General features: G+C 56.7%; 29 protein-coding genes. 14 read left to right on the forward strand and 15 right to left on the reverse strand.

What is annotated here, in order from left to right; genetic code table 11:
- Positions 1-58: 58 nt before the first annotated feature.
- Positions 59-382 carry a SemiSWEET transporter gene (locus tag AC2FD9_RS14365; protein ID WP_282169906.1) on the forward strand — a complete coding sequence of 108 codons (324 nt, stop codon included), beginning with the start codon at positions 59-61 and terminating at the stop codon, positions 380-382.
- A gap of 28 nt (positions 383-410) precedes the next feature.
- Here AC2FD9_RS14365 and AC2FD9_RS14370 read toward each other — a convergent pair whose 3' ends face one another.
- Positions 411-716 carry an NIPSNAP family protein gene (locus AC2FD9_RS14370; RefSeq protein WP_496837490.1) on the reverse strand — a complete coding sequence of 102 codons (306 nt, stop codon included), beginning with the start codon at positions 714-716 and terminating at the stop codon, positions 411-413.
- A gap of 278 nt (positions 717-994) precedes the next feature.
- Between AC2FD9_RS14370 and AC2FD9_RS14375 the strand changes: the two genes are divergently transcribed.
- Positions 995-1,894: a hypothetical protein gene (locus AC2FD9_RS14375; protein WP_496737186.1), complete on the forward strand. Its 900-nt coding sequence runs from the start codon at positions 995-997 to the stop codon at positions 1,892-1,894.
- 96 nt (positions 1,895-1,990) lie between these two features.
- Entirely contained in the window at positions 1,991-2,716 is a 726-nt protein-coding gene (gene recO / locus AC2FD9_RS14380) for a DNA repair protein RecO (protein WP_058273270.1), read from the forward strand.
- On the opposite strand, the gene AC2FD9_RS14385 is transcribed toward recO, so the two are convergent.
- The 3 genes from AC2FD9_RS14385 to AC2FD9_RS14395 all read right to left on the reverse strand — a co-directional run bounded on the left by AC2FD9_RS14385 (position 2,700) and on the right by AC2FD9_RS14395 (position 5,604).
- Positions 2,700-3,092 carry an META domain-containing protein gene (locus tag AC2FD9_RS14385; protein WP_058278935.1) on the reverse strand — a complete coding sequence of 131 codons (393 nt, stop codon included), beginning with the start codon at positions 3,090-3,092 and terminating at the stop codon, positions 2,700-2,702. The genes recO and AC2FD9_RS14385 overlap by 17 nt on opposite strands.
- Positions 3,093-3,141: 49 nt before the next feature.
- A complete protein-coding gene (locus tag AC2FD9_RS14390) occupies positions 3,142-3,696 on the reverse strand; it encodes a hypothetical protein (protein ID WP_496837492.1) in 555 nt (184 codons plus the stop codon).
- 216 nt (positions 3,697-3,912) lie between these two features.
- Positions 3,913-5,604 (reverse strand): acyl-CoA dehydrogenase family protein, encoded by a 1,692-nt coding sequence (locus AC2FD9_RS14395; RefSeq protein WP_496837493.1) that lies wholly within the window; start codon positions 5,602-5,604, stop codon positions 3,913-3,915.
- A 145-nt stretch (positions 5,605-5,749) separates the two neighbouring features.
- Between AC2FD9_RS14395 and AC2FD9_RS14400 the strand changes: the two genes are divergently transcribed.
- Positions 5,750-6,514, forward strand: a complete 765-nt coding sequence (locus AC2FD9_RS14400) for a sulfite exporter TauE/SafE family protein (RefSeq protein WP_496837494.1) — start codon at positions 5,750-5,752, stop codon at positions 6,512-6,514.
- Here AC2FD9_RS14400 and AC2FD9_RS14405 read toward each other — a convergent pair.
- The 3 genes from AC2FD9_RS14405 to AC2FD9_RS14415 all read right to left on the reverse strand — a co-directional run bounded on the left by AC2FD9_RS14405 (position 6,511) and on the right by AC2FD9_RS14415 (position 9,345).
- Complete coding sequence (locus AC2FD9_RS14405) at positions 6,511-6,975, reverse strand: hypothetical protein (protein WP_496698571.1); 465 nt, start codon at positions 6,973-6,975, stop codon at positions 6,511-6,513. The two genes, AC2FD9_RS14400 and AC2FD9_RS14405, sit on opposite strands and share 4 nt — an antisense overlap.
- Positions 6,976-7,086: 111 nt before the next feature.
- Positions 7,087-7,377 (reverse strand): hypothetical protein, encoded by a 291-nt coding sequence (locus AC2FD9_RS14410; protein WP_058273655.1) that lies wholly within the window; start codon positions 7,375-7,377, stop codon positions 7,087-7,089.
- 369 nt (positions 7,378-7,746) lie between these two features.
- Positions 7,747-9,345, reverse strand: coding sequence for a phosphoenolpyruvate carboxykinase (locus tag AC2FD9_RS14415; RefSeq protein ID WP_109312292.1), 1,599 nt, complete (start codon positions 9,343-9,345; stop codon positions 7,747-7,749).
- A gap of 347 nt (positions 9,346-9,692) precedes the next feature.
- On the opposite strand from AC2FD9_RS14415, the gene AC2FD9_RS14420 reads away from it, so the two are divergent.
- Genes AC2FD9_RS14420 through AC2FD9_RS14450 form a run of 7 tightly spaced genes read left to right on the forward strand, consistent with a single transcriptional unit; the run spans position 9,693 to position 15,106 of the window.
- A complete protein-coding gene (locus AC2FD9_RS14420; protein ID WP_170561191.1) occupies positions 9,693-10,397 on the forward strand; it encodes a response regulator transcription factor in 705 nt (234 codons plus the stop codon).
- Positions 10,398-10,429: 32 nt separating this feature from the next.
- On the forward strand, positions 10,430-12,139 hold the full coding sequence (locus AC2FD9_RS14425) for a sensor histidine kinase (protein WP_496837496.1): 1,710 nt from the start codon (positions 10,430-10,432) through the stop codon (positions 12,137-12,139).
- A 3-nt stretch (positions 12,140-12,142) separates the two neighbouring features.
- Positions 12,143-12,613 (forward strand): HPr kinase/phosphorylase, encoded by a 471-nt coding sequence (locus AC2FD9_RS14430; RefSeq protein WP_496837498.1) that lies wholly within the window; start codon positions 12,143-12,145, stop codon positions 12,611-12,613.
- Positions 12,610-13,491, forward strand: coding sequence for an RNase adapter RapZ (rapZ, locus tag AC2FD9_RS14435; protein ID WP_496837499.1), 882 nt, complete (start codon positions 12,610-12,612; stop codon positions 13,489-13,491). The genes AC2FD9_RS14430 and rapZ overlap by 4 nt, the downstream gene beginning before the upstream one ends.
- On the forward strand, positions 13,488-13,880 hold the full coding sequence (locus tag AC2FD9_RS14440; RefSeq protein WP_108861263.1) for a PTS sugar transporter subunit IIA: 393 nt from the start codon (positions 13,488-13,490) through the stop codon (positions 13,878-13,880). The genes rapZ and AC2FD9_RS14440 overlap by 4 nt, the downstream gene beginning before the upstream one ends.
- A 17-nt stretch (positions 13,881-13,897) precedes the next feature.
- On the forward strand, positions 13,898-14,167 hold the full coding sequence (locus tag AC2FD9_RS14445; RefSeq protein ID WP_058273259.1) for an HPr family phosphocarrier protein: 270 nt from the start codon (positions 13,898-13,900) through the stop codon (positions 14,165-14,167).
- 39 nt (positions 14,168-14,206) lie between these two features.
- Positions 14,207-15,106, forward strand: coding sequence for a lysophospholipid acyltransferase family protein (locus tag AC2FD9_RS14450; RefSeq protein ID WP_109312295.1), 900 nt, complete (start codon positions 14,207-14,209; stop codon positions 15,104-15,106).
- 50 nt (positions 15,107-15,156) lie between these two features.
- On the opposite strand, the gene AC2FD9_RS14455 is transcribed toward AC2FD9_RS14450, so the two are convergent.
- Positions 15,157-16,032 (reverse strand): 3-hydroxybutyryl-CoA dehydrogenase, encoded by an 876-nt coding sequence (locus tag AC2FD9_RS14455; protein ID WP_058273257.1) that lies wholly within the window; start codon positions 16,030-16,032, stop codon positions 15,157-15,159.
- A gap of 163 nt (positions 16,033-16,195) precedes the next feature.
- Between AC2FD9_RS14455 and AC2FD9_RS14460 the strand changes: the two genes are divergently transcribed.
- Positions 16,196-17,017: a DUF6473 family protein gene (locus AC2FD9_RS14460; RefSeq protein ID WP_496837502.1), complete on the forward strand. Its 822-nt coding sequence runs from the start codon at positions 16,196-16,198 to the stop codon at positions 17,015-17,017.
- Positions 17,018-17,079: 62 nt separating this feature from the next.
- On the opposite strand, the gene AC2FD9_RS14465 is transcribed toward AC2FD9_RS14460, so the two are convergent.
- The 6 genes from AC2FD9_RS14465 to AC2FD9_RS14490 form a co-directional block, all read right to left on the reverse strand.
- Positions 17,080-18,009: an electron transfer flavoprotein subunit alpha/FixB family protein gene (locus AC2FD9_RS14465; protein WP_496837503.1), complete on the reverse strand. Its 930-nt coding sequence runs from the start codon at positions 18,007-18,009 to the stop codon at positions 17,080-17,082.
- Positions 18,009-18,767 carry an electron transfer flavoprotein subunit beta/FixA family protein gene (locus tag AC2FD9_RS14470; protein ID WP_058278923.1) on the reverse strand — a complete coding sequence of 253 codons (759 nt, stop codon included), beginning with the start codon at positions 18,765-18,767 and terminating at the stop codon, positions 18,009-18,011. The genes AC2FD9_RS14465 and AC2FD9_RS14470 overlap by 1 nt, the downstream gene beginning before the upstream one ends.
- A gap of 264 nt (positions 18,768-19,031) precedes the next feature.
- Positions 19,032-19,604 carry a cob(I)yrinic acid a,c-diamide adenosyltransferase gene (locus AC2FD9_RS14475; protein WP_058278922.1) on the reverse strand — a complete coding sequence of 191 codons (573 nt, stop codon included), beginning with the start codon at positions 19,602-19,604 and terminating at the stop codon, positions 19,032-19,034.
- Positions 19,605-19,808, reverse strand: coding sequence for a twin transmembrane helix small protein (locus AC2FD9_RS14480; RefSeq protein ID WP_058273252.1), 204 nt, complete (start codon positions 19,806-19,808; stop codon positions 19,605-19,607). It lies immediately after the preceding gene.
- A gap of 80 nt (positions 19,809-19,888) precedes the next feature.
- On the reverse strand, positions 19,889-20,716 hold the full coding sequence (locus tag AC2FD9_RS14485; protein WP_058273251.1) for an SDR family NAD(P)-dependent oxidoreductase: 828 nt from the start codon (positions 20,714-20,716) through the stop codon (positions 19,889-19,891).
- A 69-nt stretch (positions 20,717-20,785) separates the two neighbouring features.
- The gene (locus tag AC2FD9_RS14490) at positions 20,786-21,397 is read right to left on the reverse strand and encodes an SH3 domain-containing protein (protein ID WP_261307855.1); all 612 of its coding nucleotides are present in this window, start codon (positions 21,395-21,397) and stop codon (positions 20,786-20,788) included.
- A 202-nt stretch (positions 21,398-21,599) separates the two neighbouring features.
- Between AC2FD9_RS14490 and AC2FD9_RS14495 the strand changes: the two genes are divergently transcribed.
- On the forward strand, positions 21,600-23,948 hold the full coding sequence (locus tag AC2FD9_RS14495) for a DNA topoisomerase IV subunit A (protein WP_282120875.1): 2,349 nt from the start codon (positions 21,600-21,602) through the stop codon (positions 23,946-23,948).
- Between the two features lie 97 nt (positions 23,949-24,045).
- Positions 24,046-24,639 carry a hypothetical protein gene (locus AC2FD9_RS14500; RefSeq protein WP_058273249.1) on the forward strand — a complete coding sequence of 198 codons (594 nt, stop codon included), beginning with the start codon at positions 24,046-24,048 and terminating at the stop codon, positions 24,637-24,639.
- Here AC2FD9_RS14500 and AC2FD9_RS14505 read toward each other — a convergent pair.
- A partial coding sequence (locus tag AC2FD9_RS14505; protein ID WP_282153203.1) for a hypothetical protein occupies positions 24,636-24,829 on the reverse strand: 194 nt, incomplete at its 5' end. The two genes, AC2FD9_RS14500 and AC2FD9_RS14505, sit on opposite strands and share 4 nt — an antisense overlap.

The raw sequence follows: 24,829 nt of genomic DNA on the forward strand, positions 1-24,829 counted from the left end.
TACCCGCACTCTGTCGGCGAGGATCGCCGCACCGTTTGAATAGATAATAGGTGTATGTATGGCCGAAACACTCGCTGAAAAGCTTGAAAAATCAGAACTTGGTCATTGGATGCATCGGTTTGAAGGCTTCATGATCTTCATTGGCATTGTCGGCCCTTTTGCCACGCTGCCGCAGTTGATCAAGTTGTACTTCACGCATTCACAACATGCGACCGGCCAGTCTCTGCTGTCTTGGTCGCTCTTTGCTGTGCTGTCATTCTTATGGTTCGCCTACGGGCTGGTGGTCGGCAAGCTGCCTATTTATGTGGGCAACGGTATCTCGATGGTGCTGAATGTCCTGATGGTTGTGGGCATCCTGATCCACGCCGGTTTAACGTTTTGACCAGCCGCCACGATCCGGTGCCAAGGCGTCACCAGCCGCTGCTTTTAAGCGTGATATCGTGCCCGGTGGTGGTCAATGTTTCACCGGCGAATTGCTTTACTTTGGGTGCGAAGGCCTGAAAATAGGGTTGCGATTGCACATGAGCCAATGTCTCGACGCTGTCCCAGCGGCCCCAGTGAACCCGGGACTTTCCGTCATCAGCGACCGCAACCTGATAGGTGAATTTTCCAGCCGCCTCAGGGTCGGCGTTGATTGCCTCGATAAATGTGCGGATGGTGGCCTGCCATTCGGCTTCGTTGCCATCGAAGGAATATGTAATGGTTATGCCTCGCATCGTGACCTCCTGTTTAACTGTGTTGTTAAATAAAGGGTGGCAACCCCGCGTTGTCAAGGAAACGAGGTTGGTAACTTATTGACCATAGATGGGAGTTACAGCGCAATCTCAGGTCTTTTCTGGCGGCCATCGTTTCGGTGGTGAGTAAAAACCAGTGCGCAGGGTCTGTCTTCGACTTCGCTGTCACACTCTACAATTCAGTTCCCTTCAATTATTTGATCGTGTCCGACAGAATGCTATCTGAGAATGTGTCCTTGCCCCTATCGAGTTGAAAAAAAATGAAAACCTTCACTTTGGCCTGCTGTTCAACGATCCTTGTCTTGGGCATGGTGACTTCGCCCACCTTTGCGCAGCAGAGGTTGGGGTGGGTTTATCAAATCGATGGGTTGGCCGCTTATCAAAGCAACGCGGACCTGAGTGAAGGCGGGGAGTTCTCGGCCAGCCGCGCGTTTTTGCGAACAACCGCTTTGTATAATCTGAATGGTGGAACTTCGGTTGGGCTGTCAGCAAGCATCGGCAGGTTCGATTACAACTTTAGTCAGGCGGATAACCAACCGTGGGAGGACATCCGCGACATCAGAATCTCTGTTCCACTTCGATTTCGTGCCGGCAATACTGCAAGCGTTTTCGTGTCACCGCAGGTCCGCTGGGACTACCAGAGCGGCGCTGATGCGGCGGACGGCAGAACTTATGGTGTCTTTGCTGGTATTGCCTGGAAGTTAAGCGAGAGCCTGACCATCGGCCCTGCGTTTGGAGCGTTTTCGCAGTTCGAAGACGATGATATCGATTTTTTTCCGGCGCTTCTGGTGGATTGGGATATCAATGACCGTTGGAACCTGAATACCGGCTCGGGGATTGGCGCAACGCAGGGGCCGGGGTTGACACTCAGCTATGCGCTGAATGACACGATGACCCTCGGCCTTTCTGCTCGCTCTGAGCGCATTCGGTTCCGGCTTGACGAGGAAGGGCTGGCCCCAAACGGGATAGGCGAGGACAAAAGTATTCCAGTGGTGGTTTCCTTTGGCTACAATCCCAATCCCGGCATTTCGCTTAACGTTTTTGCAGGCGCTGAATTGGATGGGCGTCTTACACTGGATGATGCGAACGGCACGGAACTCAGCCGCCAAAACTATGAAACCGCGCCGTTGGTTGGGGTGGCCTTCAGGGCCCGGTTCTAATTCCAAAGACCAGTTGGATGCCTGCGCCCTTGCGGATGTTTCCGCCTTGCGGTCTGTTGCAAACCGGGGGCGAGCCTGAGACGAAAGGAGCCTGATTTGGACTGGCGCGATCACGGCATCCTTCTGACGTCTCGTCGGCATGGCGAAACGGCGGCGATTATCGAGGTCTTCACCGAAGGCCACGGTCGTCATGCAGGCGTCGTACGCGGCGGCACCAGCCGCAAGATCGCCCCGATCCTGCAACCCGGTGCGCAGCTTGATGTTTTGTGGCGGGCGCGGTTGGAAGAACATCTTGGCGCTTTTCAGGTTGAACCTTTGCGTTCACGCGCAGCAGCGGCATTTTCGGGTCGGATGGCGTTGGCAGGATTGAACGCGTCCGTTGCGCTGTTGTCCTTTTGCCTGCCCGAGCGTGAACCGCATCCAGCGATCTACAAACAGACCGAACAGTTGTTGGATCTGCTGGGGCAGGACGAAATCTGGCCGCTAGCTTACCTGCGCTGGGAATTGGCGTTGCTTGAAGAACTGGGCTTTGGCCTGGACCTGTCGGCCTGTGCTGTGACAGGGGCGGCGGATGGGTTGGTCTATGTCTCCCCCAAGACTGGTCGAGCCGTTAGCGCCGATGGTGCTGGCGAATGGGCGGATAAGCTGTTGCCCCTGCCACCCTGTTTGCGCGGTGAGGGGCAAGCGCCGGACGCTGAGATTGCCGCAGGGTTGAAAACCACCGGTTACTTTCTGGAACACCATCTAGCCCCGTCCCTGGGGCATAACCCCTTGCCGGATGCGCGGGCAAGATTTGTGGATCAGTTCACTCGGCGGCTTTGAACACCATTTCGTGCCCGTCGTCATTGCGCAGTATCAACAGGTCGCCGGATACTTCGGACTGCGTCATCGCAATCAGCGCAGCGAAATAGAAGCCTTCGGCCTCAAGCCCGGCACAGGCCGCACGTGTTGCGGTCAGGTCCATAATCTCGAACCAGGGGTAGGGCGCGTTCAGGGTGCCGCTATAGCTGTTGCAAGGGGCGTTACCCGCGATCTTGCCCTCTTCGGGGAACCGCAAAATGGCGCTGGCCTCGAAAGGCTGCCCGTCGATTTCCTGCAGCACCCAAGTCTGGTCCGCGGCGCCGTAGGCGGCAACAGATTCGTCCCTGTCGCATTGAAACAGGCCAATCAAAGGCAGTGTCAGGATCAGACGCATCATTCGGGTGTCTTACTTTCTTACTGGTGCCGAGGGAACCGGCGAAGCCAGATTAGTAGGGGATCTCACCGCTGATAAGTTCTTCGCGAACGTCCAGGCGCGGCCGCCAATTGTATCTGGTGTCGTCAGTTACCTGATCCCAAAACAGTGCACCGCTGTTGCGCCATGGATCAAGGATGATGCCATCTTTCATCGTGTCTCCATTGGCGCTGATAGCGGCAGAATGGTGGATGATCCGAAAGGCGGTTGGGGGCGACGTAGCCCAGTGCACGTCCAAAGTTCGGAAGTTTTCCTGCTGCAGGCGGCGGGTCATGGCCTGCGCCCAGTCGTTGCACAATCCCTTTTCCCGGAACCCGTTGATGACCTTGGCGTTATGGATAATCGCCGGGTCTGTGACGTTCCAATCCCGCTTCAGTTGCTGCGAATAGGTGTAGGCGATGGTGGCGGCCTTTTGTGCCTCGGCGGGATCGACTTGGGGTCCAAGGTTTTCGATCGCCAGTGCCAGCTCGTCCACCTCGGTGTAGCCCGCCACAGGCTGGGTTGTGGCGCATCCGCCCAGTATCAGAGCTGCAACGGTCGCCCAAAGCGCAAAAAATAGTTGGGTCATTCTGTCATCACCATCCTTGGGCCCGGTTTGGGTCGCAGCGTGCCCTAAAGGGGTTTCAACAAAAAGCAAAGGGGGAAGTTTTTTCGATTGAGGATCAGAAAGGTCTCTATCCTGTCACAGAACAGACGGCGTGAATTTCAAACTGGAGTTCGGAACAAAGAAAATGACCCGGCACAAGACCGGGTCTAGTTGGGGAAACGGGATGCCTAATTCCGGTTAGCCCAGCAAACGCCGTGCAATAACCTGTGCCTGAATTTCGGCAGCCCCTTCAAAAATATTTAGAATGCGCGCGTCACACAGAACGCGGCTGATCTTGTATTCCAGCGCAAAACCGTTGCCGCCATGGATTTGCAGACCGTTATCCGCCGCAGCCCAGGCCACACGAGCGCCAAGCAGCTTGGCCATGCCGGCCTCAAGGTCGCAGCGGTGACCGTGATCTTTTTCCCAGGCTGAGAAATATGTCAGCTGACGGGCGATCATGATTTCGACCGCCATCATGGCCAGTTTGCCGGACACACGGGGGAAGTTGATCAGCGACTTGCCGAACTGTTTGCGGTCCTGCGCGTATTGCATCGCGATATCCAGCGCGCTTTGGGCCACACCAATGGCGCGGGCAGCGGTTTGAATGCGCGCGCTTTCGAAGGTTTCCATCAGCTGTTTAAAGCCTTTGCCTTCTTCACCGCCCAACAGGTTCTCGCCTTTGACTTTGAAACCGTCAAAGCCCAGCTCGTATTCCTTCATCCCGCGATAGCCCAGAACTTCGATCTCACCGCCGGTCATGCCGGGGGTAGGGAACGGGGTCTCGTCTGTGCCTGGCGTCTTTTCCGCAAGGAACATGGACAGACCGCGGTGATCGGTAGTGTCCGGGTTGGTTCGGGCCAGCAGCGTCATCACATGGGTACGTGCCGCGTGGGTGATCCAGGTTTTGTTGCCGGTGATCTCATAGTCACCGTCCGCGTTCTTGACCGCACGTGCACGCAGGCTGCCCAGATCCGAGCCAGTGTTTGGTTCGGTGAAAACGGCTGTCGGCAGAATTTCGGCGCTGGCCAGTTTAGGCAACCAGTTGGCTTTTTGTTCATCGGTGCCGCCCGCGATGATCAGCTCGGCCGCGATCTCGGAGCGTGTACCAAGAGAGCCCACGCCGATATAACCGCGCGACAATTCCTCGGACACGACGCACATCGAGGCTTTGGACAAGCCGAAGCCGCCAAATTCTTCGGGGATGGTCAGGCCAAAGACACCCATTTCCGCCAGTTCCTCGATGACTTCCATCGGGATCAGTTCGTCTTTGAGGTGCCAATCATGAGCGTGGGGCTCGACCTTTTCGACCGCATAGCGGCGGAACTGGTCGCGGATCATCTCGAGTTCTTCATCCAGGCCTGAGGCGCCGAACATAGTGGCACCGGCCTGATCTTCCATCAGAGCCACCAGCCGTGTGCGGGCGGCCTGAGAATTGGCCTGTGCCATCAGCGTTTGAATTTCGGGGATCTGAAATCCGGAAAGCGCGTCCCAGCCAAGACCCATGTCCTGCAGGCGCACGACTTCGCCCTGGTTCATCGGAATGCCGCCCGCAACCTGGTGCAGGTATTCGCCAAAGGCGATTTGGTGCAGCAATTGTTCGATCTCGCCGAACTTGCCATCGGCCTCCAGCGCCTCGGCCCAGCGTTGCATCTGTTTTAGGGACTGAGAATATGTGGCCAGCCATGACAAGCCATGGGCGGCAGTTTGATTGGCTTCGATCAAGGCACCGGATACACGGCCATCAGCGGAAACCATACCGCGCACCGACTCACGCGCACGCTCAAACACTGTTTCAACGGCGGGTGCGGCCGCACGGGTCAGCGTCAGAAGATCGGGCAAAATCGCAGGTGTCGTCATCTGGGTCATATCCTGTCCGTCATGGGCCATGAATCGTGTCCTTTTCTCGTGTCGTCTGGTCATATCATGCTGCACGTGCAGCGCAACAAAAATACGTATTACGTTGCGAAAAAGTTCTAATATTTCTCGAGCGTTTTTGCAGTGCAGCGCCCGTCAGGAATGATATCAGGGGGCCATGACATTGTTTTCTTTACTACCTCCACAGGATCTTCTGCTGGCTCTGAGCGTTGCGTTTCTGGCTGGGTGGATCAAAGGTATCGTCGGTTTTGCCATGCCGATGGTTATGGTTTCAGGGTTGAGTGTCTTTCTACCGCCCGAGCTGGCCATCGCGGGTCTGATCCTTCCGACACTGGTAACTAATGTCTTTCAGGCTTTGGGACAGGGTGTTTCCGCGGCCGTGTCGTCGGTCAGGGAGTTTCGCATCTTTTTAATCGTGGGTTTGGTGTTCCTTCTGGCCGGAGCCAAGCTGGTCACTTTGGTACCGACATCGACCTTCCTGTTGATGATTGGCGTTCCGGTCACGTTCTTTGCCTTGATCCAGGTCCTGGGTGTGAAGTTGGCGCTGAAAGAACCATCGGCCCGTGTTGAGGTTCTCATAGGGGCCGTCGCAGGATTTGTCGGTGGTATGTCTGGTATTTGGGGGCCACCAACAGTGGCGTACCTGACGGCTCTGAACACGCCGAAAGCCGTGCAAATGCGGGTGCAGGGGGTCATTTATGGGCTGGGCGCAATTGCCTTGATGGTCGCCCATATGGGATCAGGTATCCTGCGGGCCGACACCGCGCCGTTTTCGGCTGCCCTGATCGTTCCGGCGGTGATCGGGATGTGGGTGGGCATGCAGTTGCAATCGAGAATCGATCAGGCGCTGTTTCGAAAAGTGACTTTGGTTGTGTTGTTGGCCGCTGGGTTGAACTTGCTGCGCCGCGGTCTGATAGGTTAAGTTCTGCGGTCCATAAACCGAAACGCGAAGTAAAGCCCCAGCATCAAGAAAAACAGCCCCGAGATATCGCCGATCAGAAAGGCGATGTACTCTACCCCTGCGCTGCCAAAACTCATGTTTGTCATAGCGGATGCCAGGAACGACGTGATCACGCCGACACCCATGACGCACAACCAGCAGGGTTTGCGATCGGGTCTGGGGAACAAGTCCCAACCTGCCCACTTGAGCAAGTAGAACACGGTGGGAACCGTTGTGACCGCGATGACAATTGCCAACAAGCGGCTGGGCAAAAAGACATCTGCACCCCCCAGGAATGCAAAGACTGCAAAGACGCCCGGCAACAATGCGAAAATCGCACGCCACCCTAATAGCCACGCCGCCAGGACCCGAACCCCGTGAGGTAGGAACAGCAGGCTGGCCCGGCTTGGATATTCCGGAAAGAACACGTTTTGCAGCGGCATCAAGACCTCAAAGGTGAGGAATGATGCAACTATGTAAGCCAATGAGGCGAAGAAAGTGTCAGAGGCCCATCTGCGCACGATGATTAGCCATCAACACGCAGGTTGGCGGTGTCACCTGGGCGCATGTACGATATACCGCCCCCGGTTGGCGTTGCCGCTTTGAGACAGATAGCCTTTTTGGACCAGCGACTTCAGCGCACGGAAAAATGTCGGGCGCGAGACGCTTTGAACAAGGGTATGCTCGATCAAACCGAACGTACGGACTTCCTGATCGGCTTTCGACAATTCTTCAGCCGCGTAGTAAATGTCACGCTCAACCGGAGAGAGTTGTTCCAGCCCAAGCGTCCGTTCCATACTCTGCATCAATTTGCGAAGTTCGGTCAGTTTCGAGATTTCCGTCATTTGTTTACCTGTCGTTTTCCCTGTCGCCTTTCGCGCTAAAGCGAAAGTTAGAAACTCGCCGAAACTGAATTTTTTCAGCACGTCTCATGTTGACACCCATCCCCGATGGATTACACTAGATATCTGATTAGGTTGCTCAAATCGCGAATGTGAGTGCGCGCTCATTGAGTGTCCCCAAGGTCTTTTTACTTCCTGCCCGGTGCGAAAGCGCCGGGCTTTTACGTCATAATGACACAGTGGAGTACTGCAATCTGCTGCAGCGGGCAATGAATTTGTATATGCAAGGTGCATTATACAACCACAAGAAGATTACCGCGAAGTTACTCGTCTGTGGGAAGAGGAAGGGGGCGAAAACCGCCCCCTTTGATATCAACCGATTGCGACGGCTTTGATGTCATCGTCAATAAAGGGCAGATACTGCTCGAAGTTCTCGGCAAACATCTGCACCAGTTTTTCAGCCTGCTTGTCAAATGCTGCCTGATCATCCCAAGTGCGGCGCGGATCCAGCAGAACTTCGGCAACGCCGGGAACCGAGACCGGGACGTCAAAGCCGAAATTAGCATCCTTACGGAACTCGGCGTCGCGCAGCGATCCTTCCAAGGCAGCTGTCAGTAACGCGCGGGTTGCGCGGATCGGCATCCGGCTGCCAACGCCATAGGCGCCGCCGGTCCAGCCGGTGTTTACCAGCCAGCAGGTCGCCCCATGCTGGGCGATCTTGTCGCGCAACAGGTTGCCATACTCTTCCGGGCGACGCGGCATGAAGGGCGCGCCAAAGCAGGTTGAGAAGGTGGGCTGAGGCTCGGTGACGCCACGCTCGGTTCCTGCAACTTTCGACGTGAAGCCAGACAGGAAGTGATACATCGCTTGTGCCGGTGTCAATCGCGCGATCGGAGGCAGAACACCAAATGCATCACAGGTCAGCATGATGATGTTCTTGGGGTGCCCACCCAGCGCGCTGCTCGAGGCGTTCGAGATATACTCAAGCGGATAGGCGCAGCGCATGTTCGCGGTCAGCGAGTCATCCTCGAAATCCAGCTCCTTGGTTTCGGGGTCAAAGACCATGTTCTCGATCACAGTGCCGAATTTGCTGGTTGTCGCATAGATTTCCGGCTCGGCTTCAGCGTTCAGATTGATGGTCTTGGCATAGCAACCGCCTTCGAAGTTGAAGGTGCCGCGATCCGACCAGCCATGTTCGTCATCGCCGATCAACGTGCGGGCAGGGTCTGCAGACAGGGTGGTCTTGCCGGTGCCAGACAGGCCAAAGAACACGGCGGTGTCGACCGGGTTGCCAACGGCGTGATTGGCCGAACAATGCATCGGCATCACGCCTTTTTCAGGCAGCATGTAGTTCAGCAGGGTGAAAACCGATTTCTTGTTCTCGCCCGCGTATTCCGTACCGCCGATCAGGATCATTTTGCGGTCGAAGTTCAGCGCAATCACGGTCTCGCTGTGGCAGCCATGCTTGGCCGGGTCGGCCAGGAAGCTAGGGCAGTTGATGACGGTGAAATCTGCAATGAACTCTTCCAGATCTTCGCGATCCGGACGGCGCAGCAAGTGGCGGATGAACAGGTTGTGCCATGCCAGTTCGGTGACCATGCGCACATTGATCGAATAGGCGGGATCGGCGCCGCCGACGAGATCCTGCACGAAATAATCACGGCCCTTCATATGCTCGAGCATATCGGTATACAGCGCGTCAAAACCCTCGGGGGTCATCGCGGCGTTGTTTTCCCACCAGATGGTATCGGCAACACTGTCGGTTTTGACGACGTGTTTGTCCTTGGGCGAACGGCCGGTGAATTTGCCGGTGGTAACCAGAAAGGCTCCGCCATTGCCAAGAGTGCCTTCGCCGCGCTTCAGCGCCTCTTCGATCAGCGCCGGTTCCATGAAGTTGTAATAGACATTGCCCAGACCCTCGATGCCCTGATCTTCGAGGCGGAATTGCGGGTTAACCCGTCCAGATGTCATGCGTTTCTTCTCCTGTGGCGGCGCGCCGGCAGTTGGGCCGGGGGCGCTCTTGGGGCAGTATACCGGGAAAAACCGGCGGATGCGCGGGTCTTAACATGGTCGTTTGGGGCATGAACAGGACGGTTTGGCGCAGTTAGCGCAACCAAGTCAAAGTTTAGCGCCACCACTAATTTCTCGCCAGAAAACAAGGCGCTTTTACGCGCGTATTAACGGCTTTTTTGCCGCATCTGTGTGACAACAATCGCACGATTCGCAGATACGGATTGATTCGCAGCCATAAAAACGACAAAGATGCCCTACTAATAAGCGAATTATTGCGTGAGTGAGCAGGAATAGGGGTTAACCCGATGTCGAAGATTGCATTGGTGGACGACGACAGAAATATTCTGACGTCCGTATCCATGACACTCGAAGCCGAAGGGTTCGAGGTTGAGACTTATAATGATGGGCAGGCAGCGCTGGACGCTTTCAACAAGAAACTGCCCGATATGGCTGTTCTGGACATAAAGATGCCGCGGATGGACGGGATGGACCTGTTGCAGCGGCTTCGGCAGAAAACCCAGATGCCGGTGATTTTCCTTACATCCAAGGATGACGAAATTGACGAGGTTCTCGGCCTGCGCATGGGCGCGGACGACTACGTCAAGAAACCTTTTTCTCAGCGTCTATTGGTTGAACGCATCCGCGCGCTGCTGCGCCGGCAAGAGGCGACAACTGGCGATGTGACGACCGCCAACACAGGTGACGCCAAGGTTATGGAGCGCGGCGATCTGCGGATGGATCCTTTGCGCCATGCGGTTAGCTGGAAGGGCTCGGACGTTTCTTTGACCGTGACCGAGTTCCTGTTGTTGCAAGCGCTGGCTCAGCGTCCGGGCTTTGTCAAAAGCCGCGATCAGCTGATGGATGTGGCTTATGACGATCAGGTCTATGTTGACGATCGTACGATAGACAGCCACATTAAGCGACTGCGCAAGAAAATGCGCGCCGCAGATCCCGAGTTTTCGGCGATCGAAACACTGTACGGAATTGGGTACAGGTACAACGAAGAATAGGCGTGGCCATATACTAGGGGTAACCGGGTCTCGTGCGCGATACAGAACAAGCCAGCGAATTGCGGGACGGTGATGTCGTTCTGGGGGATGATTGGGTCATCCCACAGGATCCCGAGTCAGCCGAACTTCGGCAAGCGCGCCGCCGCCGCGGCCTGTTTGCAATGCGCGGGTCGCCGCTTGCGCGCAAGATCATCACGCTCAACCTGATCGCCTTGGTGACGCTGGTCACCGGCTTGCTGTATCTGGACGATTCCCGCGATGAGCAGGTTCAGCAGACCGCGCGCAACCTGATCGGGGATGCGCAACTGGTCAGCAACGTGTTCGAAGCACAACTGCGCCAAACAGCGTCTGGCCTGTCGCAAGATGCCGGCGCACTGGATGTAAAGGACACGCTGGAGGGCCTTGCCCTACCCCAAGGGGGCGAAGTCTTTGTCTATGACGAGCGGGGAACTCTGATTGGATGGGCGCGTGGCGCAGCATCCGAGCAGGCGCTGTTGGCGTCCGAGTCCGAGGTTCAGACCGGCAGTACTTTGATCAGCGACGCCTTGAACGCCGTGTGGACGGGTTTGTCGCGAGTGTTTACCGCCACAGAACCCAGCGAAGCGCCTACGCTGGCGCAACGGGTTCAGACCATAGTACCCGGTGCGCTGCAGGGGCAGATGCAGGTGCAGGCCGTCAAGGATGACTTTGGCGAAACGGTCATCGTTGCAGCCGCCCCGATCCTGCAGGATGGCGTCGCCGTCGGGGCAGTTGCCATGGCCGGCCCATCCGGAGAGATTGACGCCCTCGCCCGTCGCGAGCAGGAGCGCATCCTTCAGATGTTTGTTGTAGCGCTTCTTGTGTCGATCGGACTTAGCCTTGTTCTCGCCTCAACCATCGCAAACCCGTTGGCGGATCTTGCGGCAGCCGCCGAACTGGGTAAGGACCGAGGCGCCGGAGTGAACCCCGGCCGTATCCGCATCCCCGACCTGACCGCACGTCCGGATGAAATCGGTCTGCTCAGCCGCGCGCTGCGGGGCATGGTGACCGCGCTGTACAACAGAATTGACGCGAACGAACAGTTCGCCGCTGATGTCGCGCATGAAATCAAGAACCCCCTGGCCAGCCTTCAATCAGCTGTGGGAACGTTACGAATGGTCAAACGCGATGACCAACGTGAAAAACTGATGGGTGTGATCGAACATGACGTTCGCCGTCTGGACCGTCTGGTCAGCGATATCTCGAACGCGTCCCGTCTGGATGCCGAACTGGTCAAGGAAGAAGAACAGCCGTTTGATCTGGTGAAGCTGGTTGGAAATATCAGCCAGCATCTGGGTGAAGATGCACGGGCCAAGGGGATCGACTATATAACCGATCTGCCGTCCAATCCGATCACAATCAACGGGCTGGAGGCGCGACTGGCGCAGGTCTTTGTCAACTTGATCACCAATGCCACCTCGTTTTGCGAGGAAGGCGATGCGATCCGTGTCTGGGTCCGCCGGCGCGAAAACAGGGTGCTGGTCGTGGTCGAAGACACCGGTCCTGGTATTCCGGAGCAGGCCCTGACCAAGGTCTTCAAAAGATTCTATTCCGAGCGTCCCGCCGAGCACTTCGGAAATAACTCGGGCCTGGGGCTGGCAATCTCCAAGCAGATTGTCGAAGCACATGGTGGTGTGATCTGGGCCGAAAACATCCGGCCAACCGATGCCGATATCACCTCGGACCCACTAGGCGCGCGCTTTGTAGTCGGTTTGCCCGTGTAAATCATGAGTGCCCCGTCAATCTATGATCTGGAAAAACAAGACAGTGCCATACTCCACGCCAGCTGCGTGGCCGTTGGCGGGCGAGGTCTGCTTGTTGTTGGCGCGTCAGGGGCGGGAAAATCCGAGCTGGTCTTGCAGATGATGGCGCTGGGTGCCGAACTTGTTGGTGATGACCGCGTGGCTTTACGCAATAACGGCGGTGAAGTGACTGCTGATGCGGCCCCAAATATCCGCGGCGTTATTGAGGCCCGCGGTATCGGATTGTTGCGCGCGCCACCCGTAGGACCAGTGGGCTTGCGCTATGTGGTGGATCTGGACCAGCGGGAAGAAGCACGTTTGCCAGTTCCGATCTCGATCCGAGCCCTTAGGCAAACTGTGCCCTTGCTTCGCGGGCGCGGCGTTCCCAACTTGGCTTCGGCATTGATGCAACTGATGAAAATGGGGCGCGTGAACCCGGAATGGCCCAGCAAATGAAACAACAGCGGCGGATCGTTCTGATCACCGGCCCTTCGGGTGCTGGGCGGACAACGGCGATCCGTGTGCTTGAAGACTTGGGGTTCGAAGCCATCGACAATTTGCCGATGGGGCTTTTGATGCGTTTGTTGGACGGTTCGGAAAACGATCGGCCAATGGCGTTGGGCATCGATGCCCGAAATCGCGATTTCTCGACCATCGGGTTCATTGATCTTGTTATGCGGCTGCGGCGGACCGAGCAGGTCGAGCTGACAGTTCTCTATTTGGATTGCCGAAACGAAGTGCTGTTGCGGCGGTTTTCGGAAACCCGAAGGCGCCATCCGGTTGCGGCCAATGCAGGCCCTGAAGCCGGTGTATTGCAGGAAAAAGAGTTGTTGGCCCCGATCAGAGAAATTGCGGACATTCTGATCGACACCAGCCAGATTAACGTTCACCAGCTACGCAAGGAGGTCGAGCATTGGTTCGCTCCGGAAGGCGGTCGACATCTGGCGGTATCCATCGAATCTTTTTCGTACAAACGCGGCTTGCCGCACGGATTGGACATGGTTTTTGATTGCAGGTTTCTGGCGAATCCCTACTGGCGTCCGGAATTGCGAGCCGAAGATGGTCGAAACCAGGACGTGGCGCGCTATGTACAGTCTGACGCGAATTACGCGCCGTTTTTTGACCGTGTTGTCGATCTGCTGAAATTGTTGCTTCCGGCCTACCGCGCCGAAGGCAAAGCGCATCTCTCGGTGGCCTTCGGGTGTACTGGAGGGCAACACAGATCGGTCGCAACTGCAGAAGCGGTCGCAAAGGCTCTTGCACAGGAAGGGCAGCAAGTGGCAATTAGGCACCGCGAAATGGAACGTCGATCGTTGAATGAGAGGCTGGATTGATCGGGATCGTACTCGTAGCACATGGCGGGCTGGCTCAGGAATATCTGGCCGCAATGCAGCATGTTGTCGGAAATCAACCGGGCCTGGCCGCAATCTCGATTGAGGCTGACCACGACCGGGAAGCCAAGCAGTCGGAAATCTGCACCGCCGCTGACGGTGTCGATGTCGGCGACGGTGTGGTTGTCGTCACGGATCTATTCGGCGGCAGCCCATCGAATCTAAGTCTGAAGGCCTGTGCGCCGCAGGATCGGCGTATTCTTTACGGTGCAAATCTGCCTATGCTGATTAAATTGGCCAAAAGTCGCCACCTGCCGATCGGGGATGCGGTCCGGCGGGCGATGGAGGCTGGACGCAAATATATCAATGCCCAAAACGTGACGTTAGATTAAGACCGGATTGATTAAGAATGACCAACCGAAGCTTGAAAATAATCAATGAAAAAGGCCTGCACGCCCGCGCCTCGGCTAAACTGGTTGAGGTGGTCGAGGGGTTTGACGCGCAGGCAGAGGTGTCCAAAGACGGACTTTCTGCATCAGGGGACAGCATCATGGGTCTTTTGATGTTGGCAGCGTCTCGCGGAACGACTATTGACGTCGAGACGTCCGGACCGGATGCTGAGGCGTTGGCGGATGCATTGGAAACCCTTGTGAACGGAAAGTTCGGGGAAGGGTTCTAATCCTGCCAGTCGCGATACGAAGAACGGGAAAACCAGGAATTGGCGCAAACGACGCACGAGACCAAGACAGGCCCGGTGGTGGACGGGACGGAAGATCAGGGCGAAATCTATGATCGTAGAACCCTGACCTATGCGAATTCCTTCGACGATGCTTGGACGTCTACAGCTATCCGCGCCATCGAATGGTGTACAGGTAAGCTAACCATTCTGCGGATGGTCAATAAGTTCGAAAAAAAGAACGAATACTATCGTGGTCAAAGGTTCTGGGGCGGTGCGCTTGAGGTCATGGGAATCAACCTGACCACGCCGCAGGACCAATATGCAAATATCCCGAAAGAAGGGCCTGTGATCGTCGTGGCCAATCACCCGCATGGCATGGTCGACGGCATGATACTGGCCGAATTGATCGGGCAGGTTCGCAATGACTACCGCATCCTGACCCGCTCGGTCCTGACCGGACTGGATGAGGCCGCGACCTCGTTCATGATCCCGGTTCCTTTTCCACACGACCCCGAAGCGCAAGCCAAAATGCTTGAGATGCGTGGCAAGGCGATGGAACACCTGAAGGAAGGTGGCGTGGTTGCGCTGTTCCCGTCGGGTGTGGTGATGTCCTCGGACGACTGGTTCGGTCCTGCGCAAGAGCAGGAATGGAATGTGTTTACCGCCAAGATGATCCGCCGATCCGGCGCGCAGGTGGTTCCGATCTTCTTTCCGGGCAGCAATTCACGCGCCTATCAGATTGCCAACAAGCTGTCGCCGATCCTGCGACAGGGGCTGCTGCTGCATGAAATCGTTCGCTCTTGCAACAAGCCGCAATCTCCGGTGATTGGCGAGCCGATTTCGGACGAGGATATGAAGCTGCTGGAAAGTGATCCGCGCGGTTTCATGGCGTGGCTCAGAAAACGCACAATGGCGCTTGGTAAATCACGCGATTCCTGATCCGCTCTTCATTTGGCTCATAATATCCCGGGCGAGGGGGGTGGTCCCCTTTAGCGCGTTGGAACCGGAGTTTCACCTCTGTAGTCATAAAACCCACGTTCGGTCTTGCGGCCAAGCCAGCCGGCTTCGACGTATTTTGTCAGCAGTGGGCAGGGCCGATACTTGGTGTCTGCCAACCCGTCGTGCAACACGTTCATAATCGCCAGACATGTGTCCAACCCAATGAAATCAGCCAGTTCCAGCGGACCCATTGGATGGTTTGCGCCTAGCCGCATCGACTGATCAATCGACTGCACGCTGCCGACCCCTTCGTAGAGAGTATATACGGCCTCATTGATCATCGGCATCAGGATGCGATTCACGATGAAGGCCGGGAAGTCTTCCGCGCTTGCTGCGGTTTTACCAAGCCGGTCCACAACCGCTTTACACGATTTGAACGTCTCTTCATCCGTGGCAATCCCCCGGATCAGCTCGACCAACTGCATCACGGGCACCGGGTTCATGAAATGGAACCCCATAAAGCGTTCCGGCCGATCCGTTCGGCTGGCCAGGCGGGTAATCGAGATTGACGACGTGTTGGATGTCAGAATCGTATGGGGCAGAAGATGCGGCTGCAGGTCTTCGAAAATCGCCTGTTTGATTGCTTCCCGCTCGGTTGCGGCTTCGATCACCAGATCGGTCTGACCCAACTGGGGCAGCTCCAACGTCGTGTTGATCCGGCTCAGTGTGGCTTGCATCATTTCGTCCGAGATTTTGCCTTTTGATGCCTGTCGGGCCAGATTGCCTTCAATCGTCGCCACGGCGCTGTCCAGCGCGTCCTGCGAGACATCGTTCAGCAGAACGTCATACTCTGCCAGCGCCAGAACATGAGCAATGCCATTGCCCATCTGACCTGCGCCAATCACTCCGACCGATTTTACATCCATGTTCAGGTGCCTTTGTGTCTCGGGATACGGCGACAGTATCGACAGATCGGGGCGGGCGGCAAGGGGATCCGACAGTTCGATTTTGCTTCAAATGCGCACATTAGGATTTTCTCAAGACTTGCGGCTGCACGATGGCAACCGGGTGAAAAAATGGGTGAGTGATATGAGCTATCATCAAACAGGCTCGGGGGGACCCGGGCATGAGGTATGCCAATATGAAGGATCGCGGCTGTGGTTTCGCGGTGCTCGGCGTGTTCTGGATCAACCTTACGCAGCTTGCGTTGGCGGTGATGAGACATTTGGGCGATTCGTCGACCGGCCATTCTCAGCAATTCTCGAAGACCGGCTTGAAAGACGCGTTCTGAACTTTGGATGCCTGTTCAGCGGCGTTGACGCGTTGTGCGATGACATGGGGTTGTGCAATTTGCTAAGGGGTGCAGATCTGTGCGTCATGCAGGTGCCAGGGCTTCTTGGGCAGTCCAATCGTTTTTATCGCGTTCATTCCAGGCGCAACGATCGGTTTTTGGCGCCAACGAAGGACTTGATCAGCCTGTATCCCGAAATTGACTTCACCGAGGTTCATTTCGTGCGCCACCTGATGACCTGCCTGCAAAAGGTTCGCGACGCGCGCATCGAAGTTGTTCTGGACGAACTGCGTCGAAACTGGGTTCGGAAGATCGGTGAATTTTTGCAAGGCCTGGAAACCCCGGCGATCCTCTTGCGGCTGCAGGTCCTTCGAGGAGAGCAGGGCGCGCATCACATTGACTTCGCTGATGTCGACGTAACGGATCAGATGATCCAGTTCGTTGGCAAATCCTGCACGGATATCGTCGACGTCAAAACCCATGTGTGCGGCCAGTCTGACGAGATTGAGGACATGTTGTTCGGTACACTGCAACAGCCAATGGCAGAGCACATGATTGGCCCAGCTGCCCATCGGGCGATTGCGGTAGCTTTGATGGGGCCAATACGCAATCTGCATTAATAAAAAGGCCCGCCTTTAAGCGGGCCTTTCCAAATTTCGCGATGAAAAAGCTAAGCCAGCGGTTAGCCGAGTTTCTCGGTCAGTTCTGGCACGGCCTGGAACAGGTCTGCAACCAGCCCGAAATCCGCAACCTGGAAGATTGGCGCTTCTTCGTCCTTGTTGATCGCAACGATGACTTTCGAGTCTTTCATACCAGCCAAGTGTTGAATCGCGCCCGAGATGCCGATCGCGACATACAGATCGGGTGCAACAACCTTACCGGTCTGACCGACCTGCCAGTCGTTCGGTGCATAGCCCGAGTCCACGGCGGCGCGCGATGCGCCAACAGCGGCGCCTAGCTTGTCAGCAAGACCTTCGATCAGTTTGAAGTCCTCTTCCGAGCCGACACCACGGCCGCCCGAGACAACAACGCCAGCCGAAGTCAGTTCCGGACGGTCGCTTGCGGCAACCTTGTCCTCGACCCATGACGACAGACCTGGGTTGTCACCAACCGAGATGGTCTCAACCGCAGCCGAGCCGCCTTCGCCAGCCGCGTCAAAGGACGCGGTACGGAAGGTGACGACTTTTTTGGCATCGTGTGACTTCACGGTCTGGATCGCGTTGCCCGCATAGATCGGACGCTCAAAAGTCGAGCCGTCAACCACGCCAGATGCATCGGAGATCACCATCGCGTCCAGCAGGGCTGCAACGCGCGGCATCACGTTCTTGGCGTCGGTGGTGGCAGGAGCAACGATGTGCTCATAACCATCAGCCAGACCGACGATCAGGGCCGCGGTCGATTCAGCCAGGCGGTGGCCCAGCGACGCGTCTTCGGCAACCAGTACCTTGGACACACCGTCGATCTTGGCGGCGGCTTCACCGGCAGCAGCGGCAGAACCGCCCGCGGCCAAAACGGTGATGTCACCCAGTACCTTTGCGGCAGTGACAGCCTTGGCGGTGGCGTCCATCGCCAGTTCGCCGTTGTTGACTTCTGCGAGAAGAAGAACAGCCATTACACAGCCCCCGCTTCTTTGAGTTTCTCGACCAGCTCATCAACCGAACCGACGACGATACCAGCAGCACGTGCCGGCGGCTCTTCGGTTTTGACAACTTCCAAACGCGGTGTGACGTCGACGCCGTAATCGGCGGCGGTTTTCTCGTCCAGCGGCTTTTTCTTCGCCTTCATAATGTTCGGCAGAGACGCATAGCGCGGCTCGTTCAAGCGCAGGTCAACAGTGACGATGGTCGGCATCTTGACGCTGATGGTCTGCAGGCCGCCGTCTACTTCACGGGTGATCTTGGCGCTGTCGCCTTCGATGTCCAGCTCGGACGCGAAGGTGCCTTGCGACCAGCCCAGCAGGGCCGACAGCATCTGACCGGTAGCGTTCATGTCGTTGTCGATCGCTTGCTTACCAGCCAAAACGATGCCGGGTTGCTCTTCCTCGACCACTTTGGCCAGGATCTTGGCAACGGCCAGCGGTTCGATGTCTTGATGGACGTCATCGGCGGCAACAACCAGAATGGCGCGGTCAGCGCCCATGGCCAGTGCGGTGCGCAGGGTTTCCTGCGATTGCTTGACGCCAATCGAAACCGCAACGATTTCGTCAGCCTTGCCTGCTTCTTTCAGGCGAATCGCTTCTTCCACAGCGATTTCGTCGAACGGGTTCATCGACATTTTGACATTGGCGAGATCAACACCGCTACCGTCCGCTTTCACGCGAACTTTCACATTATAGTCAATCACGCGTTTGACAGGCACGAGTACCTTCATTTTGCGCTTGCTCCTCACAAAAAACGGTAAGCCGCGAAGCGACTCCACCAATGCTCTCGGGGGACTGAATAGCGTCTCAGTTCACGCTGCAACAGGGCAAAATCGTCACGTCATGAACTTGAGACGTCGCGTTTCATGTATTTTGACGCAACGGCGTGAAATTTTATTGCTTTGGTGGCCGGTGCCAGAGCTTTGGGCCCCACCCGTTTGGCTGGGGTTTTGCTTTGTTGGTCGCTGCAGGGTTCGCCGGATCCCGCGCCAACTTCAGCGGTTTGCGCCCGGAACCCACAAAACGTCCGCAGTTCCGTTTTCGTTGGCGCAGCGGGCGGCAACAAAAAACCAGTCACTCAGACGATTGAGGTATTTCACCGCGACTGCGTTCACGGGCTCCATGTTGGTCAATTCGACCGCAAGGCGTTCGGCGCGGCGGGATACGGTTCTGCAGACATGCAGATTCGCTGCCAGACGCGACCCGCCGGGCAAGATGAAGCTGCGCAGCGGCTCTAGCGTTTCGTTCATCACGTCAATCTCCGCCTCCAACCGATCGATCTGAGATGCAACGATGCGCAGGGGCGGGTAGTCCGCCTCGGCGTCTTTTTCCATGTCGGGGCGACAGAAATCTGCGCCCAGATCGAACAGGTCGTTTTGAATGCGCGCCAGGGCGGCATCGACGTCGCCTTCCGCCTCGGTCCGAGCAACGCCAACAAAAGCGTTCAGTTCGTCAACGGTCCCATACGCGGCCACGCGACCAGAATACTTGGCGACCCGTTCGCCGTTGCCCAGCGCAGTTTTTCCATCATCGCCGGTGCGGGTGTAAATCTTGTTCAGAACGACCATTTATTGAGCTCCTTGTCCGCGCAGGTAGACGTAGAGCACGATCAGCACCACAGCAATGAACTGGAACAGGATGCGAAGGCGCATCATCTTGTTGCTTTTCATCGCAGCAGCTTTGCCGCTTTTGCCGAAATTGGAGATGCCGATCGCCAGCACGACGACAACCGCCGCCATGGCCAACAGCAAAATGACCATCAAAAGGTCCATAAGCACACCGTCCGCGTTTCTTGTTTCGTTTGGCTATCATCTAGCCTCATGTACATGAAAAGCGAACGGGTAATTTCGCCTCAGACGTCCGACAGAATGCGGTCGATGGTGCGGGTGGGCAAAAGGCGGCGCAGATATCCGGCGATATAGGTTGGCGTAGTGACATAGTAGCGCGCGCGCGGCCTTTTTGATTCAACCGCATGGGCCAGCTTGTCGGTCACCGCTGATGCAGGCAGTTCGAAACGATCCGGGCCTGAGGATTCGTACAGTCTTTTCAACAGCGAAGCCTCGTATTTTTCGCGCAGGGCCGAGTTCTCCCAGTTGATGAAACGTTCAAAGAAGGGGATCGAATTCTCGCGGATTTTCGACGTGATTGGGCCGGGTTCGATCAGGATGGCCTTGATATTTGTTCCGGCAAGTTCCAGACGCAGCGTGTCGGTAAGACCTTCAATAGCATACTTTGTGGCGACATATGCGCCGCGCCATGGGAAGGCCACCAGGCCCAGAACCGACGAATTCTGAACGATTCGCCCGTGCCCCTGCGCGCGCATGACTGGAATCACCAGCCGTGTCAGTTCATGCCAGCCAAAAAAGTTGGCCTCGAATATCGCGCGCAGCCCTTCGGTCGGCAGATCTTCAACTGCGCCTGGTAAGCCGTGCGCTCCGTTGTTGAACAGCGCATCCAGCGTACCTCCGGTGGCCTCAAGCACTTCAGTCAGGCCCGAGGCGATACTTGCGGCGTCGGTATAGTCGATGCGCGGGCTTTCAAAGCCTTGCGCGCGCAGCCGGTCGCAATCACGCTGCTGGCGACAGGATGCAAAGACACGCCAGCCGCGCGCACGCATACCGTGTGCCGCGTCCAGACCGATGCCGGACGAGCAGCCGGTGATAAGAATGGTTTTCTGCATGATCTTCCTGACCTTCAATTCAGGCCAAAGCTATTGCGAGGTGAGGGTCAGGACAATGACGGTGCAGCGTCAGTTTTGAATTTTTCGAACCAGTGAGGCGGAAATCCAACCGACCTGTTGCGCGGGCAACACGCGCAGGCGCAGCCAGCCGGTTCCGGAATCGCTCAGTACTTCGACCTTTTGTCCGATGGCCGCTTTGCCGACAATTGGGTATATGGTGCCGGGCCCATCGCGCATGTTCACCCGCGTTCCCGAGATTTCGCGGATGTCTTTTTCAGGTTCGGGAATCGCCGCGGCCTCTGATGTTTCCGGCAGGGGCGCATCATCGGTCTGACGCAATCCCGCTACTCCGTCTTCCAGCGAAGCAAGCGTGATGTTTGCGCTCTGATCATCGAACACCGAGATGCCGGACAGAGACTGAAGGCTGGCTGGTTCGGCCACGATTTGCACGATCTCTTCGGGTTCAGGTTGGGGTTGAGCACGCACAGTCGGAGCCCGTACGGCCACACTGGTCACAAGTTCTTCTACCCGGGTGGGTGCTACCTCCGCAGGTTGGGGTACAGAAGCAACGCGCACGGGTTGATCGCTCCGCAAGCCGCGCGGTTCGAAATCTGGTCCGCCGCTCATAACGTAAAAACACCAGCCAAGTGCGGTGAAAGTCAAAATAATAAGGCGCGTCATGGCGCATCCCCCAGGTCAATCGTTAGGTACAAGAAATTGGCAGCAGTCTAATGAAGACAGCTTACCATATTTCGCGGTCCGAGTCGAAAACCGGGGGAATTCCGGGACTTGTCTCCCCCTGTTGCAAAAAGCGCGACTTGTCCCCAGCAAAATCTAAGCTGATTGCTTTACCAGCGCGCGCTTGCGGCGTATCACATCATATATGAACGATACGATCGACGACCCCAATATGGAGGCCCCCGACAATGGGGGCGAGATAGCTGAACCGCTGCGCCGCGCGATTGGCGAACGCTATCTGACCTATGCGCTGTCCACCATCATGCACCGGGCATTGCCCGATGCGCGCGATGGGCTGAAGCCTGTGCACAGGCGAATCCTCTATGCGATGCGCGAGCTTCGACTCAGCGCAACGGGCGGGTTCCGTAAATCCGCGAAGATTTCCGGCGACGTGATGGGTAACTATCACCCGCATGGCGATGCCGCGATCTACGATGCGATGGCGCGTCTGGCGCAGGATTTCAACGTTCGCTACCCGCTGGTCGACGGGCAGGGTAACTTTGGCAATATCGACGGTGATAACCCGGCGGCCTCACGTTACACAGAGGCGCGGATGACCATCGTGGCCGAAGCGTTGCTTGAGGGGCTGAACGAAGACGCCGTCGATTTCCGCGACAACTATGATGGCACGCTGTCCGAGCCGGTCGTACTGCCCGCGCAGTTTCCGAATCTGCTGGCCAATGGGTCCAGCGGGATCGCGGTGGGCATGGCGACGAACATCCCGCCGCACAATATTGCCGAGCTGTGTGATGCCTGCCTGCATCTGATCAAGGTGCCGGATGCGCGCGATGATACGTTGCTGAACTATGTCCCGGGTCCGGACTTCCCGACCGGTGGCATTATCGTCGAGCCCCCAGAGAATATTGCGCAGGCTTATCGAACCGGGCGTGGATCTTTCCGTCTGCGGTGCAAATACGAGGTCGAAGATCTGGGCCGCGGCCAGTGGCAGATCATTGTCACCGAGATCCCTTATCAAGTTCAGAAATCCAAACTGATCGAAAAGATCGCGGAACTGATCCAGACCAAGAAAATCCCGATCCTTGCCGACGTACGCGACGAATCCGCAGATGACATCCGCCTGATCCTCGAACCGCGCTCCAAGAACGTGGACCCTGAGGTTTTGATGGGCATGCTCTATCGCAGTTCGGACCTTGAGGTGCGATTCAGCTTGAACATGAACGTGCTGATCGACGGGGTGACGCCCAAGGTCTGCTCGATGAAGGAAGTGCTGCGCGCTTTCCTTGATCACCGGCAAGAGGTGCTGCTGCGCCGTTCGCGTCACCGTATGGCCAAGATCGACCACCGGTTGGAGGTCTTGGAGGGCTTTATCGTCGCCTTCCTGAACCTCGATCGTGTGATTGACATCATCCGTTACGACGACGATCCCAAGGCTGCGTTGATGCGCGAGGATTGGGGCATCGACCATATTCGCGCCACCAGCGAGGCCGACTATGTCTCGCCCAAGCCGGGCGAGGGCGAATTGTCCGAGGTTCAGGTCGATGCGATCCTCAACATGCGCCTACGCAGCTTGCGCCGTCTGGAAGAGATGGAACTGGTTCGTGAGCGCGACGCATTGATGTTGGAACGCGCCAATCTCGAAGACCTGCTGGCCGACCCGGCCCTGCAATGGGCCAAAATCGCCGAGCAGTTGAAAGAGACCAAGAAGACCTTTGGCAAAGACTATGAAGGTGGCGCGCGCCGAACCCAATTCGCCGAAGCCGGGCAGGTCGAAGAAGTGCCGCTTGAGGCAATGATCGACAAAGAACCGATCACGGTTGTCTGCTCTCAGATGGGCTGGATTCGCGCTATGACGGGTCACATCGACCTGAAGCGCGAGTTAAAGTTCAAGGACGGCGACGGCCCGCGTTTCATATTCCACGCTGAGACGACTGACCGCTTGTTGGTGTTTGCCTCGAACGGACGATTCTACACGCTCAGCGCCGCCAATCTGCCGGGTGGGCGCGGTATGGGCGAACCGCTGCGCCTGATGGTCGATCTGCCGAATGAGGCACAGATCATCGACATCCTTATCCACAAGCCAGGGCGCAAGCTGTTGGTGGCGTCAGACGCGGGTAACGGTTTCATGGTGCCCGAAGATGACGTGTTGGCCCAGACCCGCAACGGTAAGCAGGTGCTGAACGTCAAAGCTGACGAGACGGCGATGATCTGTAAGCCCGTTTCGGGCGATCACGTCGCGGTTGTGTCGCAGAACGGCAAGTTCTTGGTGTTCCCAGTGGAAGAGCTGCCCGAAATGGGTCGCGGTAAGGGCGTACGCCTGCAAAAATACAATATGGCGCGCGGCCGACAGGGGACACTGGAACTGGATGGTGGCCTGTCCGACATCACGACCTTCAACTGGGAAGAGGGGCTGAGGTGGTCCATGGGCGGTGACAAGACCCGGCACGAGGCGGACATGTCACAGTGGCTGGCCAAACGGGCCAGCGTTGGGAAAAAAGCGCCTTATGGTTTCCCGCGCGACTATAAATTTTCGTGAGTAAGCGCGCAGGCAAGTGGATTTCTGCCGATACGGCTTGGCACAAGCCGTATCGTTGCGCTAGATCAAAGAAAAACAGGCATATCGAGACGAGAACATGTTGCGAGCTTTGACCCTGATTACCGGACTGGCCCTGATGGGCGCGTGTACGCAGACACAGGTTTACGAAGAGCCTGAGTCGCTGGGCGAATTCAAATTGCGCGTGAATTATGCCTTTGCTGAAAAGGCCCGGAAGGGGCCGGTGTCGCGGGAAGCGACACCTAAAGAGTGGGAAGACGCTATTCAGAACGCCGTGAATATTCGGCTTGGCAGGTATGAGGGTGCCCAGGAATACGACATAGGAATCAGTCTTGAGGGGTTTATGCTGGCCCCTCCGGGTGTGCCTGTGATCTACAATCCCAAAAGCACAGCAATCGTTCTGGTGAATGTTTATGACGTGCGCAAAAAAGAGTTTCTGGCCAAAGGCAAACAGTTCCAGGTTCTTGAAGACACGACCGGTGAAAGCGCTCTTACGGGATCCGGGCATACCCGCACCAGAGAAGAGCAAATGGACGGATTGGCGCTCAAGGTTGCCGATCGTGTCGAGGAATGGCTGGCCGAGGAACACAAGGACAACGGCTGGTTCGACAAGCGTCCCGACCTGATCCAGCCGTTGGAATCCGTCGAGGTCACCCAAAATCCGGCGTCTTAACCAGCTTTTAACGCAGGATGTGCTTGATTTTCCCCTTTGAACCAAATATCTCGCGCGCGCAGATGTAACCACGGGACCACGGGTCCCCCCAATCGCAAAAGGGCGCCTGAGGAATGGCAAAGGAAAAGTTTGAGCGTAATAAGCCGCACGTCAACATCGGCACGATTGGCCACGTTGACCACGGCAAGAC

It is taken from the genome of Ruegeria sp. YTSC230 (assembly GCF_059609665.1).

Coding starts and splice junctions, on each gene's coding strand:
- AC2FD9_RS14405 (WP_496698571.1), bottom strand. CDS start 6,975: ATGCCGCTGCAAAACGTGTTCTTTCCGGAATATCCAAGCCGGGCCAGC.
- AC2FD9_RS14475 (WP_058278922.1), bottom strand. CDS start 19,604: ATGGTCGTTCTGAACAAGATTTACACCCGCACCGGCGATGATGGAAAA.
- AC2FD9_RS14410 (WP_058273655.1), bottom strand. CDS start 7,377: ATGACGGAAATCTCGAAACTGACCGAACTTCGCAAATTGATGCAGAGT.
- AC2FD9_RS14460 (WP_496837502.1), top strand. CDS start 16,196: ATGAGCTATCATCAAACAGGCTCGGGGGGACCCGGGCATGAGGTATGC.
- AC2FD9_RS14480 (WP_058273252.1), bottom strand. CDS start 19,808: ATGGACCTTTTGATGGTCATTTTGCTGTTGGCCATGGCGGCGGTTGTC.
- AC2FD9_RS14455 (WP_058273257.1), bottom strand. CDS start 16,032: ATGGATGTAAAATCGGTCGGAGTGATTGGCGCAGGTCAGATGGGCAAT.
- AC2FD9_RS14445 (WP_058273259.1), top strand. CDS start 13,898: ATGACCAACCGAAGCTTGAAAATAATCAATGAAAAAGGCCTGCACGCC.
- rapZ (WP_496837499.1), top strand. CDS start 12,610: ATGAAACAACAGCGGCGGATCGTTCTGATCACCGGCCCTTCGGGTGCT.
- AC2FD9_RS14465 (WP_496837503.1), bottom strand. CDS start 18,009: ATGGCTGTTCTTCTTCTCGCAGAAGTCAACAACGGCGAACTGGCGATG.
- AC2FD9_RS14485 (WP_058273251.1), bottom strand. CDS start 20,716: ATGCAGAAAACCATTCTTATCACCGGCTGCTCGTCCGGCATCGGTCTG.
- AC2FD9_RS14500 (WP_058273249.1), top strand. CDS start 24,046: ATGTTGCGAGCTTTGACCCTGATTACCGGACTGGCCCTGATGGGCGCG.
- AC2FD9_RS14430 (WP_496837498.1), top strand. CDS start 12,143: ATGAGTGCCCCGTCAATCTATGATCTGGAAAAACAAGACAGTGCCATA.
- AC2FD9_RS14390 (WP_496837492.1), bottom strand. CDS start 3,696: ATGACCCAACTATTTTTTGCGCTTTGGGCGACCGTTGCAGCTCTGATA.
- AC2FD9_RS14375 (WP_496737186.1), top strand. CDS start 995: ATGAAAACCTTCACTTTGGCCTGCTGTTCAACGATCCTTGTCTTGGGC.
- AC2FD9_RS14400 (WP_496837494.1), top strand. CDS start 5,750: ATGACATTGTTTTCTTTACTACCTCCACAGGATCTTCTGCTGGCTCTG.
- AC2FD9_RS14470 (WP_058278923.1), bottom strand. CDS start 18,767: ATGAAGGTACTCGTGCCTGTCAAACGCGTGATTGACTATAATGTGAAA.
- AC2FD9_RS14490 (WP_261307855.1), bottom strand. CDS start 21,397: ATGACGCGCCTTATTATTTTGACTTTCACCGCACTTGGCTGGTGTTTT.
- AC2FD9_RS14385 (WP_058278935.1), bottom strand. CDS start 3,092: ATGATGCGTCTGATCCTGACACTGCCTTTGATTGGCCTGTTTCAATGC.
- AC2FD9_RS14495 (WP_282120875.1), top strand. CDS start 21,600: ATGAACGATACGATCGACGACCCCAATATGGAGGCCCCCGACAATGGG.
- AC2FD9_RS14370 (WP_496837490.1), bottom strand. CDS start 716: ATGCGAGGCATAACCATTACATATTCCTTCGATGGCAACGAAGCCGAA.
- AC2FD9_RS14395 (WP_496837493.1), bottom strand. CDS start 5,604: ATGGCCCATGACGGACAGGATATGACCCAGATGACGACACCTGCGATT.
- AC2FD9_RS14365 (WP_282169906.1), top strand. CDS start 59: ATGGCCGAAACACTCGCTGAAAAGCTTGAAAAATCAGAACTTGGTCAT.
- AC2FD9_RS14420 (WP_170561191.1), top strand. CDS start 9,693: ATGTCGAAGATTGCATTGGTGGACGACGACAGAAATATTCTGACGTCC.
- AC2FD9_RS14415 (WP_109312292.1), bottom strand. CDS start 9,345: ATGACATCTGGACGGGTTAACCCGCAATTCCGCCTCGAAGATCAGGGC.